The following is a 12,853-nucleotide window of genomic DNA, read 5'->3' on the forward strand; positions in this document are numbered from 1 at the left end:
ACAAGTATGAGGGTATCAGTTATTATTCCGGCGCATAATGAAGCGAGTACTTTATCACAAGTCCTAGTAGAAGTGGAGAAATTGAAACCATATGAAATTATCGTAGTAGATAATGGATCGACAGACGGAACAAAAGAAATAGCCTTACAACATCATTGCCATGTCATTTATTATAAATATTCTCTTGGTAATGATGTTGGACGGGCAATTGGTGCAAGAGAAGCAAAAGGCGACATTGTTTTGTTTTTAGATGGTGACATCGTCATTGATAATAAAGAATTGCAACGTTTCATAAAAGGCATTCAGCAAGGTAACCAAATTGTTGTGAATAATTTAACATGGTCTGTTTATTTAAAGATGAGACCGCATTATACGACAGTTGGAAAGTTTATGTTGAATCGTTATTTGGATAAAAAAGAGCTTGTTGTTGGTTCTTTAATCGCTATTCCACATGCAATGAGTAGAGAAGTTATTCAAAAGTTTGGTTGGTGGAATTTAGCCGATCCAGCACTATTTCAAGCGATGGCGATGTCTAGAGGAGTAGATATTGTCGATATGGCTTCGGTCGATGTCATTCATACAAACAAAGTTCGTCCTGTTCATACTGGTACATCAACCGGTTCTCCTTATCCGAAAGCGACTAGCCGCATTATGGGGGATCATTTACGTGCTTTGCAATACGTAATCGAAACCTATGGTAAGCGTGGTGGTTTTTCGGAAGGAAATAGGGATAGAGAGTTTATAGGAAAGTATAAACCAGTTATATTACAAAAGAAAAAAGCAAAATATAGTGCCATTATCCCTGTATCAGAAGAAAAGATGACTATAAGATCTGTTATACAGGAAGTAAAAAAAGCAGGAGTAGATGAAATTATAGTTGTTGCGAATGGAGCCGATGGAGCGACAATTGAACAAGCGAAGTCAGAGAATGTTATTGTTCTTGAATTTACGAAGGCGCTTGGACATAATGTAGCACGAGCGATAGGTGCCATGCATGCCACGGCCGATATTTGTTTATTTGTCGATGGTGATTTTGTTATTCCGGGAAAAAAATTAATTCCATTTTTACATGCGATTGAAGATGGGCATGATGTGGCATTAAATGATTTACAGTGTCTATTAGATATGTTTCATCCGGCAGACCCAATTAGTATGGGGAAATATTTTGTGAATTTGGTAGCGAAACGACCAGATTTATGGAATAACTCATTAACGGCAGTACCACATGCTATGCATAAAAAAGTAATAGAGAAAATCGGATATGATTCTCTTATCATTCCGCCACTCGCTCAAATGAAAGCTATTTTGGAGGGATTCTCTATTACAGCGGTAGAATTTGTAGATGTTATAAAAACAAATCGAGTAAGACCAGAGCAACATGGATTTGTAAATGGACGTATTCCAGCATTTGACCGTATTTTCGGTGATCAACTTGAGGCAATTGCATATTTATTGCAATCCACAGATGAACGCGGGAGTTTTACAGATGGAGAGCGGGATAGAAATATAATTCAACAATTGAGAAAGGAAGAAGAGAATACAGATGAATGTTAGTAGTACAGTTGCTATTATCGGATTAGGATATGTTGGCCTTCCTTTGGCAGTTCATTTTGCAGAGAGAGGACATACAGTAATTGGATTAGATAAAGATACTAGAAAAATAGAATCGATTATAAAAGGAGAAAGTTATATTCCAGATGTTTCTTCTAAATTGTTACAAAGTTTATTGACTAGAAAAAAATTAATAGTAAATACACCGGATCAAGGTATTGCTGATTTTCAAAATAGTAATTACGTTATTGTCACTGTTCCGACTCCAATTAATGAAAAAAGAGAACCAGACTTAAGTGCCCTCATTTCAGCCTCGCATTATATACAACAACACCTTCAAAAAGGACAAACCTTCATTTTCGAAAGCTCCACATATCCAGGTACGCTCGAGGAAGTTATCATTCCGATTATTTCTCAAACAGGAAAAAAGGTAGGAGAAGATTTCTATATCGGATATTCCCCTGAGAGAATTGACCCAGCTAATAGTCAATATTCCGTTCAAACGATTCCAAAAGTCATTAGTGGACAAACAGAAATGTGTAAACAAAAAGTACAGGCTTTGTATAGCACTATATTTGATGTAGTTGTTCCAGTTAGCTCCCCAAAAGTAGCAGAAATGTGTAAGCTATTTGAAAATATTCAGCGCTTAGTCAATATTTCATTAGTAAATGAGTTAAATACACTATGTGAAAGTTTAGGAATTGATTTTTATGAGGCACTTGAAGCGGCATCTACAAAACCATTTGGATTTACCCCATATTGGCCAGGACCAGGAATAGGGGGACACTGTATTCCGGTAGATCCTTTATATTTCCAGTGGAGAATAAAAAAGAATGGAGCAATGAGTCAATTAATTGAGGCGGCACATGTAATTAATGAGGAAATGCCAGAAAAAATGGTCCGGAAAGTAAAAGGTGTGGTGCAATCACCTGCAACGGTTTTAATTGTAGGGATTGCATATAAAAAAGATGTAAATGACTTAAGAGAATCACCGGCGTTACCAATTATTGAATTGTTAATAAAAGAAGGATATGAGATAGAGTATCACGATCCATATATTTCTTCTGCAAAATTTGGAGATAAGGTGTATCAATCTGTTTCTTTGGATGAACAAGTCGTTAAACAAGCGGATTGTATTTTAATTTTAACAGACCACTCTAATATCGATTGGAAGGTTTTTAAAGGGATAAAGCAAGTCGTAGATACACGTGGAATTATAAAGAAGGTGAGTGTATGAGTAAGAAATGTTTAATTACGGGTGGAGCAGGATTTATTGGATCGCATTTAGCTGAAGAGCTGGTGAAAAGAGGTTATGATGTCACTATCGTTGATAACTTCTATAAAGGGAAAAATAAATATCATGATGAGTTAATGAAAGAAATTCGGGTTATTCCAATAAGTGTTTTAGATCAAAATTCTATTTATGAATTAGTGAATCAACATGATGTAGTGTTTCATTTAGCAGCAATTTTAGGTGTGAAAACGACAATGGAAAAGAGTATAGAGCTTATTGAAACGAATTTTGATGGAACGAGAAACATTTTACAAGCAGCGCTAAAAGGAAAGAAGAAAGTAGTTTTTGCGTCTACTTCAGAAGTATATGGTAAGGCAAAGCCGCCCTTTTCTGAAGAAGGAGATCGATTATACGGTGCAACCTCTAAAATACGTTGGAGTTATGCAATTTGTAAAACGTTAGAAGAAACATTATGTTTAGGATACGCTTTAGAAGGTTTACCTGTAACGATTGTTCGTTATTTTAATATTTATGGTCCAAGAGCGAAAGATGGTCCGTATGCAGGGGTAATCCCACGATTTATCCGCGCAGCACTGCGAGGAGAAGACATTCTCGTATATGGAGATGGAAAACAGACACGTTGTTTTACGTATGTAAGTGATGCGGTAGAGGCAACGATTCGAGCAATGGATGAGAAGGTAAATGGTGAGATTATTAATATAGGTTCTGAGAATGAAAAGAGTATAAAAGAAGTAGCAGAAGTAATCAAAAAGCTAACGAAATCTTCTTCAAAGATTGTTCAAGTTCCTTTCGAAGAGGTATATCCACATGGCTTTGAAGAAATTCCAAATAGAAGACCAGATGTAACGAAATTAAGAGAACTTGTTCAATTTCAAGCGAAAGTAACGTGGGAACAAGGGTTGAAAGAAACTATTAAATGGTTTCGTGAAGAAAACAATGGCTAAGTCACTATCCATTATTATACCTGTATGTAATGAAGTGGATACGATTTCAGACGTTATTCAATCGGCAAAAGGATTAAATCCAGTAGAGATTATTGTAGTAGCAAACGGTTGTAATGATGGTACAGAAGAGGTTGCTGATCGTTTAGGGTGTAAAGTAATCAAGTATACAGAGCTACTGGGGAATGATGTTGGCCGTGCAGTTGGCGCAAAACACGCGATAGGTGACGTATTACTATTTATAGATGGAGATTTTGCTATTCAAACTTCAAAATTACAATTATTCCTAAATCCAATTTTACATGATCAGGCCGACATCGTTTTAAATAATTTGGATGCGTTATTTTTAAAGAAACAAAAACCGCACTCAGTGACAGTATGGCGCCAAATATTAAATGCAATGCTAGAGCGTGAAGAGTTAAAGATTGATTCTTTATTATCTGTACCTCACGCGTTGACGAAGGAAGTTGTTCAAAGTATTGGGTATGAATGTTTTGTTAATCCAATTGTCGCTCATTTACGTCTTGTTCAAAGCAAATGGAGAATTAGTCGACATTGTGCAATTGACGTTATTACACCAAATAAATTTCGGCCGACCGAGCATGCTGCGTATGGCACGGGGCTTTCTCATTCTGAAAAACGGATGATAGGTGACCATATAGAAGCTTTAGCGGAGCGAATAGTAGGTAGCGATGAGCGCGGAGGGTATTATGATGGAAATAGGGAAAGAGATAGTGTCTATCATACTTTAGATTTTGAAGATTTTTATCAAGGATGGGGCGTTACATCTAATTTGTATAAGGGAAAGCAATTATCGGTCATTATTCCTGTACAAGATGAAGAGAAAACAATTGGAAACGTTATAGAAGAGCTTCGCAAAATTGAACCTTTTGAAATTATCGTTGTTGTAAATGGTTCGTCTGATCAAACAGCAACCATTGCAAAAGAAAAAGGAGCAACGACAATTGTATATAAAGAAGCACTCGGAAATGATGTGGGGCGCTCACTTGGAACGTATTTTGCAAAAGGAGAAATTGTGTTATTTATAGACGGCGATTTTGTTATTCCAGCTAGGGAATTATATCCTTTCGCAAAAGCTATTGCAGATGGAATGGATGTCGCCTTAAATGATTTAAATCATTATTTAGATTTAAGAGTACCGCTTCATCTTGTAACTGCATTTAAATATGCATTAAATTTAGCTTGTGATAGAAAAGATCTAGGAGTAGGCTCTCTTATCGCTGTACCGAATGCGTTTAGTCGTAAGTGTTTGAAAGAAATCGGATATAGATCCTTACTTTCACCTTGTGTAGCCCAAGTGAAAGCTATTCTGTCAGGATTCGAGATTGCGTGTGTAAGTCGTGTAGAGGTCGATAAGATGAACCGTATTCGTCCCAGTGAACATTTTGCTAAAATAGGTCATCCACCAGCTGTACTTCGAATTATTGGTGATCATATGGAAGGATTAGAACAATTAATTGTATTAACAGGCAGTCGTGGTGGATTCCATGATGGAAATAGAAAAAGAGATGTTTTAGAGTAGTAACAAAAAAAGTGTACAACATATGTACACTTTTTTGTTCTGCTATAAAAACTATAACAGATTAGGAGATAAGAGTATTACAGCTCTACAATGGGTATTGTTCTTATATTACAAAATAGGACTCGTATATAAGAATACCAAAAAAATACAATTAAGGAAAGGGTTAATTTTAAAGACTTTCAAATGAAGTTAACACTATGTATATAGTAGTTTGCTCAATATTTCACAAACATGTCACAACTATTTCGTTCACTTTCGTAAAAAAGTAGTATTCTAAGTGTGTAAGCTGTTATATAAAAAATCTTAGTCCTGTACTAATCAAAAATGGAGGAGATTAGGATGACTCAAGTATTAGAAAATGTTAAAAACGCATGGGAAAACTTTAAAGGTGAAAAATGGAAAGCAGAGATTGATGTTCGCGATTTCATTTTAAATAATGTAAACGTTTACGAGGGAGATGAATCTTTCTTAGCGGGAGCAACTGAAGCAACGAAACAACTTTGGGATCAAGTAATGGATTTAACAACGAAAGAACGTGAAAACGGTGGCGTTCTTGATATGGATACAAAAATTGTTTCTTCTATTACATCACATGAACCAGGATATTTAAATAAAGAGACTGAAAAAGTAGTCGGTTTCCAAACTGATAAACCATTTAAACGTTCTTTACAACCATATGGTGGTATTCGTATGGCGGAACAAGCTTGTGAATCTTATGGATACGAAATGGATAAAGAGCTTAGTCGTATTTTCAGAGATTGGAGAAAAACTCATAACCAAGGTGTATTTGATGCTTATACACCAGAAATGAGAGCTGCTCGTAAATCAGGTGTTATTACTGGTCTTCCAGATGCATACGGACGTGGACGTATTATCGGTGACTACCGCCGCGTAGCATTATATGGAGTAGATCATTTAATTGAAGCGAAGAAAGTAGATTTAAATTTAACTGGCGGTGTAATGAGTGAAGATACAATGCGTTTACGCGAAGAGTTATCTGAGCAAATGCGTGCACTGCAAGAGTTAAAACAAATGGCTGCTTCTCATGGCTTTGATATTTCTAAGCCAGCAACAACTGCTCAAGAGGCATTCCAATGGTTATACTTCGCATATCTTGCAGCAATTAAAGAGCAAAACGGAGCTGCAATGAGTCTTGGACGTACTTCTACATTCTTAGATATTTATATTGAAAGAGATTTAGCAAACGGTACTTTAACAGAAGAAGACGTACAAGAAATTGTGGATCACTTCATTATGAAATTACGTCTTGTGAAATTTGCAAGAACACCTGATTATAATGAATTATTCTCTGGTGACCCAACTTGGGTAACTGAGTCTATCGGTGGTATGGCATTAGACGGTCGTCCATTAGTAACAAAGAACTCATTCCGTTTCTTGCATACATTAGATAATTTAGGACCAGCTCCAGAACCAAACTTAACAGTTCTTTGGTCTAAACAATTACCACAGAACTTTAAAAACTACTGTGCGAAAATGTCTATTAAAACATCAGCAATTCAATACGAAAATGATGACATTATGCGTGCTGATTACGGTGATGATTACGGAATTGCTTGTTGTGTATCTGCAATGAGAATTGGTAAACAAATGCAGTTCTTCGGTGCACGTGCAAACTTAGCAAAAGCATTACTATATGCGATTAACGGTGGTAAAGATGAAAAATCTAAAGCACAAGTTGGTCCTGAGTACGCACCAATTACTTCTGAAGTATTAGATTATGAAGAAGTTATGCATAAGTTTGATATGACAATGGAATGGTTAGCGGGTCTATATTTAAACACATTAAATGTTATTCACTACATGCACGATAAATATAGCTACGAACGTATTGAAATGGCTCTTCATGATACAAATGTTCTTCGTACAATGGCAACAGGTATCGCGGGTCTATCTGTAGTAGCAGACTCTTTAAGTGCAATTAAACATGCAAAAGTAAAACCAATTCGCGATGAAAACGGAATTGCAGTTGACTTTGAAATTGAAGGAGATTTCCCTAAATACGGTAACAATGACGACCGTGTAGATGAAATTGCTGTAAATCTTGTGAAAACATTTATGAATAAACTTCGTAAACACAAAACATATAGAAATTCTGTTCATACAATGTCAATCTTAACAATCACATCTAACGTTGTATACGGTAAGAAAACTGGTAACACTCCAGATGGTCGACGTACTGGAGAACCATTTGCACCAGGTGCGAATCCAATGCATGGACGTGATACAAAAGGTGCGTTAGCTTCATTATTATCTGTAGCTAAATTACCATATGAAGATGCACAAGATGGCATTTCTAATACATTCTCTATTATTCCAAAAGCACTTGGTAAAGAGGATGAAGTACAAGTACGTAACTTAGTATCAATGCTTGATGGTTATGCAGTAAAAGAAGGCCATCACTTAAATATTAACGTATTTAACCGTGAAACATTAATGGATGCAATGGAACATCCTGAGAAATATCCACAATTAACAATTCGCGTATCTGGTTACGCTGTAAACTTTATTAAATTAACTCGTGAACAACAAATCGATGTAATTAACCGTACAATGCATGAAAGCATGTAAATGAAAAAAGTGTCCCTCTGCATTTTATAAATAGCAGAGGGAGGCTGTTTCAATAAAGGAGGAAGTAACATGGTAAAAGGAAGAATTCATTCTGTAGAGTCTTGTGGTACTGTTGATGGCCCAGGAATTCGTTATGTCATATTTACACAAGGGTGTTTATTACGTTGTCAATATTGTCATAATGCTGATACGTGGGAGATCGGTAAAGGAAAAGAAATAACAGTCGAAGAAGTAATGCAGGATGTGACATGTTACCTTCCTTTTATTGAAGCTTCCGGAGGCGGTATAACAGTTAGTGGTGGGGAACCATTATTACAGCTAGATTTCTTAATTGAATTATTTAAGAAATGTAAGGAAATTGGAATCCATACAACAATTGATTCTTCGGGTGGTTGTTATTCTGAAGAACCAGAATTCCAAAATAAGCTAGACATTTTAATGGATTACACAGATTTAGTTTTACTGGATTTGAAACATATTGATTCAAAGAAACATCGTAAATTAACAGGAAAACCAAATGAACATATTTTACAATTTGCCCGTTATTTATCGGATAAAAATAAACCGATTTGGGTAAGACACGTATTAGTTCCTGGTATTACTGATAATGAAGAGGATCTACAAAAACTATCTAGCTTTATTCAAAGTCTATCTAATGTTCAGAAAGTTGAAGTGCTACCATACCATAAGCTTGGTGTATATAAATGGGAGGCGCTTGGACATAAGTATCCACTCGCAAATGTAGAACCGCCTACTGAAAAAAATGTAGAAGAAGCAAGACATATTTTACAAGCAGTCTAATCCAAATGTTGGATTAGACTTTTTGCTTTCTTTACAATAAAACCTAGAGTATATATGGAGAAAAGAGTATACTGAAAATAGAATATCCATATTTTTGTAAGGAATAAGTAGAGAAATTTACATAATTGTAAAGGGAAATCAAAATAGTAAAAAGAATTAAGAAGTAAAAGAGTGAGTATCATGGAATAGAGAACATTTGTAAGTTATTGCGAAAGCTCTTATAGGAAAGTATAATGTAAAGATATGAGCACAGATAGGATTAAGGGGTCAATCTTATATGCTTTGCATATCCACGACAGGTACATAGCTGAAAGAGAAATATTAGAGTCTGTTTATGTAATTTTTAAGGAAAATGTTTTTCCTATTGTCGTATATGCAATATGGAGAAACAATAAGCTAGGAGTGGATTTGTTTGATAAAAAACCCCAAGGTTTTAATATTAACTGCACATTACGGAAACGGTCATGTGCAAGTAGCGAAAACATTAGAACAAACATTTCGCCAAAAAGGAATTAAAGATGTAATTGTATGCGATTTGTTCGGAGAATCACATCCGGTTATAACCGATATTACAAAATATTTATATTTAAAAAGTTATACAATAGGAAAAGAATTATACCGCTTGTTTTATTACGGCGTAGAAAAAATTTATGATAAAAAAATAGCATCTTGGTATGCGAACTTTGGAAGAAAACGTTTGAAATTACTTTTACAAGCGGAGAAACCGGATATTGTTATTAATACTTTTCCGATCATAGCTGTACCAGAGTTAAAAAAGCAAACAGGTATTTCAATTCCTGTGTATAACGTATTAACGGATTTTTGTGTGCACAAAATATGGATTCATCGGGAAGTAGATCGTTATTTTGTAGCAACTGATCACGTAAAAAAAGTTATGGTTGATATTGGTGTACCTGCGGAGCAAATTGTTGAAACTGGAATTCCGATTCGTAGTAGTTTTGAGTTAAAGATCAATCCAGACATTATATATAATAAATATCAGTTATGTAAGAATAAAAAAATTTTACTAATTGTAGCAGGTGCTCATGGGGTATTAGGAAGTGTAAAAGAACTATGCCAATCATTTATGTCAGTACCTGATTTACAAGTAGTTGTCGTTTGTGGGAAAAATGAAGCGTTAAAACAGGATTTATTGGGGTTACAGGAAAAAAATCCTGATGCATTAAAAGTATTTGGTTATGTAGAAAATATTGATGAACTATTCCGTGTTACTTCTTGTATGATTACAAAGCCAGGCGGTATTACGTTAAGTGAAGCAGCAGCATTGCAAGTACCTGTCATTTTATATAAGCCTGTTCCAGGACAAGAAAATGAAAATGCGATGTACTTTGAAAGAAAAGGGGCTGCAGTTGTCATTCGTGATGATAGTGAGGTTTTTGCAAAAACAGAGGCGTTATTACAAGATGATATGAAGCTTCTTCAAATGAAAGAAGCGATGAAAAGCATTTATCGTCCAGAGCCGGCTGATCATATTGTGGATACAATTTTGGCAGAAAACCATGTAGAACCGAATCATATACCTATTAAATCGCCTGCTCTTGCACAATTATTTACTTAATATGAAACCCTCTTTTGTATGTTTAAAGAGGGTTCTTTATTGTTTTCCAAGATAAAGACTTATCCACATGAAGATTACGCTTTCATTAAACAGTAAAGTCGGAATATTAACAACCATATCCACATTATCCACAATTTTTAGAAAAATATCCACAATTCTAACATTTGATGTGCGTTACAACATACAAACTTGTGAAGGGTTTTTATAATTTATTCACAATTCTATCAATTATGTGGATAACGTTATCCACAGAAAAAAGGTTCCTTATTTATAAGGAACCTTTTTTCTACTCTATCACGTAGAAAAAATATGTAATGAGAATGAATAATTAGGGGGGAGAACTTCTAATTATTCATTCTCACTTTAAATACTTTTCGAGCGATAACCCGCTGCGCGATCTGCTTTACGAAATTCTCGTTGGTAGAGAACTTCTTGTGTACTAGATAATGCGTTTTTTGCTTTGTCACGTTTCTTTTTATCCATTACAAATCACCTCGTGTCCTAAAGTCACTATATATCGTTTCCAAAGACATGGGGTGATATACGTATATATCAAAATGTTAATGGTTAATTATTATTTCTGAAAATTTAGATTATGCTTCTTTTAAGTGATGAGAATCTTGGAACGTTGTATCTCGCATTGTAGCAAGTGTATATTGATCTTTTGGAATTTCATATAAGTTATATACTTCTTCATTCGCGTTAATTTCATCATAAACGGATTTTCTTGTTTCGTTTGCTAGATTTACATATTGTAATTTTTCTGCAGCTTTAATAGAACGAATATTTATTTTGCGAATACGCATAAAGATCGTTTCAATATCTAACTCGTAGAAAAGTTCGCTAAAAAATGAATCTTTTGCCAATTTATTGTAGCCTTTTCCGTGATAAGGTTTGCCAAGCCATGTTCCAAGGAAGCCGGCTTTTTCTTGCACATCAAATAAAGTAATTGTTCCGATAGGGTTACCCCATTCGTCTAAAATTGTGCGTGAAATTAATTCCCCACGCTCTTCAGCTTCAATCGTTTGTTTCGTTAAAAATAAATATTCCTCATAAGAATAAGCCTTTTGACGCACAAAAGGGAAGACAGCTGGATCCACCATTAACTCGTATAGAACGTGGCTGTCGTGTAAGTCGCGTTTTTTCAACATACTAAATCCTCCTCACACGAGGGTAGCATGACGAAAAAACACCCCACCCTCGAAATTTTTATATCAATCTTTAAAAAATTTCGGGGTGGGAATCGAACCCACTAGAACCAGTTTCTAACGCTGGTGGCGCACCATTTGCCTTCCCCATTCATCAATTTGAAAATGATAATCACGACACAAATTGATTATGGTTTCATTCAGTTTATAATCGTATAATACTTTATCTAGTCAAAAAAATAAACTAGTTTTTTTTATTTTTTTTGTAAATTATTTTTCCATCAATCATAGTTAGTACAGGCTTGGCTAAATAATGGAAAGGATGATGGGTCCAGAGCACAAGATCAGCGTCTTTTCCAGCCTCAATGCTTCCAATTCTATCCTCTAAACGTAAATTTCGCGCTGGAAATATAGTGATTCCTTCTAGTGCAGTTTTTTCGTCTAATCCTTCCCTTACTGCGACAGCAGCACAAACATTTAAATATTGAATGGGTGTATAGGGGTGATCTGTTGTGATGGAAACTTCCACTCCATTTTTTGATAATATATGGTAAGTATCCCATGTTTTATTTTTTAGTTCGATTTTAGAACGGCGTGTAAGCGTGGGGCCAACTGAAACCTTCAAATTGTGTTTTGAAAGTTCTTCAACAATAAAGTGTCCTTCTGTACAATGTTCAATACGTAAATCAAGATTGAACTCTGTTGCAAAGCGTAGAGCAGAACTAATATCATCTGCTCTGTGAGCGTGGATACGTACGGGTATTTCACGGCGTAATGCTTTTAAGATAGGAAGCATTCGAAAATCAGCTTCATGCCCGTAGTGTTGTGCTTCATAGAATGATTCCCGAAGTAATCCCATAATTCCCATACGCGTAATGGACTCTTTTGTGCCATTACTATGGACCTTTTTAGGATTTTCTCCAAAGGCAATCTTTAAGCCAGCAGGTTCTTGAATAATCATATGATCAATACAAGTTCCAGCTGTTTTTATTACACAAGTAGTACCACCGATAATGTTTTGACTTCCTGGCATAACGTGAACAGTTGTGATTCCATTTTGTACCGCATCTTGAAATGCAATATCAAAAGGGTGAATTCCGTCTAAAGAACGGATATGTGGTGTTGAAACTTCAGATGTTTCATTTGCATCATTGCCAGCCCAACCAGTACCTTCATCATAGAGACCAAGATGGGTATGGACATCAATAAATCCAGGTAAGAGATGAAGAGCACGTGCGTCTATAACTGTCATATCTTGAGTAGGTTGAATGGAAGGCTTGACCTCAGCAATTTTTTCTCCTATAACGAGTACATCCCCTTGAAATTTTTGGGATGTAATAGGATAGACAATGGCTTGTTTGAGCAATATTTTCATAGGTACCTCATTTCTGTTACTTTATAATGTTAATGGAATGTAAGGGAAAGTAACTGAAAGATTATTTGTGT

Annotated in this window: 10 protein-coding genes; 7 read left to right on the plus strand and 3 right to left on the minus strand. The window is 35.4% G+C overall.

The annotated features are described in order from the left end of the window. The first annotated feature begins 6 nt into the window (after positions 1 to 6). The 7 genes from EKQ63_RS04190 (at position 7) to EKQ63_RS04220 (ending at position 10,259) form a co-directional block, all read left to right on the plus strand. Positions 7 to 1,554, plus strand: coding sequence for a glycosyltransferase family 2 protein (locus tag EKQ63_RS04190; RefSeq protein WP_087952051.1), 1,548 nt, complete (start codon positions 7 to 9; stop codon positions 1,552 to 1,554). Next, positions 1,544 to 2,788, plus strand: a complete 1,245-nt coding sequence (locus EKQ63_RS04195) for a nucleotide sugar dehydrogenase (protein WP_087952052.1) — start codon at positions 1,544 to 1,546, stop codon at positions 2,786 to 2,788. Before EKQ63_RS04190 ends, EKQ63_RS04195 begins: the two co-directional genes overlap by 11 nt. Beyond that, the gene (locus EKQ63_RS04200; protein ID WP_087952053.1) at positions 2,785 to 3,750 is read left to right on the plus strand and encodes a UDP-N-acetyl-alpha-D-glucosaminuronate decarboxylase; all 966 of its coding nucleotides are present in this window, start codon (positions 2,785 to 2,787) and stop codon (positions 3,748 to 3,750) included. The genes EKQ63_RS04195 and EKQ63_RS04200 overlap by 4 nt, the downstream gene beginning before the upstream one ends. Continuing rightward, positions 3,743 to 5,290 carry a glycosyltransferase family 2 protein gene (locus EKQ63_RS04205; protein WP_140168514.1) on the plus strand — a complete coding sequence of 516 codons (1,548 nt, stop codon included), beginning with the start codon at positions 3,743 to 3,745 and terminating at the stop codon, positions 5,288 to 5,290. Before EKQ63_RS04200 ends, EKQ63_RS04205 begins: the two co-directional genes overlap by 8 nt. A gap of 339 nt (positions 5,291 to 5,629) precedes the next feature. Continuing rightward, a complete protein-coding gene (gene pflB, locus EKQ63_RS04210; protein ID WP_087952055.1) occupies positions 5,630 to 7,879 on the plus strand; it encodes a formate C-acetyltransferase in 2,250 nt (749 codons plus the stop codon). A gap of 69 nt (positions 7,880 to 7,948) precedes the next feature. Then, on the plus strand, positions 7,949 to 8,680 hold the full coding sequence (pflA, locus tag EKQ63_RS04215; protein WP_087952056.1) for a pyruvate formate-lyase-activating protein: 732 nt from the start codon (positions 7,949 to 7,951) through the stop codon (positions 8,678 to 8,680). A gap of 412 nt (positions 8,681 to 9,092) precedes the next feature. Further along, positions 9,093 to 10,259 (plus strand): diglucosyl diacylglycerol synthase, encoded by a 1,167-nt coding sequence (locus EKQ63_RS04220; protein WP_087952057.1) that lies wholly within the window; start codon positions 9,093 to 9,095, stop codon positions 10,257 to 10,259. A gap of 363 nt (positions 10,260 to 10,622) precedes the next feature. Here the strand turns inward: EKQ63_RS04220 and EKQ63_RS04225 are convergent, their stop codons facing one another. From EKQ63_RS04225 to EKQ63_RS04235, 3 genes are all read right to left on the minus strand, one after another. Continuing rightward, positions 10,623 to 10,742 (minus strand): YfhE family protein, encoded by a 120-nt coding sequence (locus tag EKQ63_RS04225; RefSeq protein ID WP_000358480.1) that lies wholly within the window; start codon positions 10,740 to 10,742, stop codon positions 10,623 to 10,625. 110 nt (positions 10,743 to 10,852) lie between these two features. Continuing rightward, positions 10,853 to 11,410: a GNAT family N-acetyltransferase gene (locus tag EKQ63_RS04230; protein WP_000914741.1), complete on the minus strand. Its 558-nt coding sequence runs from the start codon at positions 11,408 to 11,410 to the stop codon at positions 10,853 to 10,855. Positions 11,411 to 11,651: 241 nt separating this feature from the next. After that, positions 11,652 to 12,782: an amidohydrolase gene (locus EKQ63_RS04235; protein WP_000698299.1), complete on the minus strand. Its 1,131-nt coding sequence runs from the start codon at positions 12,780 to 12,782 to the stop codon at positions 11,652 to 11,654. Positions 12,783 to 12,853 lie beyond the last annotated feature (71 nt).

It is taken from the genome of Bacillus sp. BD59S (assembly GCF_007363175.1).
Classification (GTDB): Bacteria; Bacillota; Bacilli; order Bacillales; family Bacillaceae_G; genus Bacillus_A; species Bacillus_A pacificus.

Coding starts and splice junctions, on each gene's coding strand:
- EKQ63_RS04190 (WP_087952051.1), top strand. CDS start 7: ATGAGGGTATCAGTTATTATTCCGGCGCATAATGAAGCGAGTACTTTA.
- EKQ63_RS04195 (WP_087952052.1), top strand. CDS start 1,544: ATGAATGTTAGTAGTACAGTTGCTATTATCGGATTAGGATATGTTGGC.
- EKQ63_RS04200 (WP_087952053.1), top strand. CDS start 2,785: ATGAGTAAGAAATGTTTAATTACGGGTGGAGCAGGATTTATTGGATCG.
- EKQ63_RS04205 (WP_140168514.1), top strand. CDS start 3,743: ATGGCTAAGTCACTATCCATTATTATACCTGTATGTAATGAAGTGGAT.
- pflB (WP_087952055.1), top strand. CDS start 5,630: ATGACTCAAGTATTAGAAAATGTTAAAAACGCATGGGAAAACTTTAAA.
- pflA (WP_087952056.1), top strand. CDS start 7,949: ATGGTAAAAGGAAGAATTCATTCTGTAGAGTCTTGTGGTACTGTTGAT.
- EKQ63_RS04225 (WP_000358480.1), bottom strand. CDS start 10,742: ATGGATAAAAAGAAACGTGACAAAGCAAAAAACGCATTATCTAGTACA.
- EKQ63_RS04230 (WP_000914741.1), bottom strand. CDS start 11,410: ATGTTGAAAAAACGCGACTTACACGACAGCCACGTTCTATACGAGTTA.
- EKQ63_RS04235 (WP_000698299.1), bottom strand. CDS start 12,782: ATGAAAATATTGCTCAAACAAGCCATTGTCTATCCTATTACATCCCAA.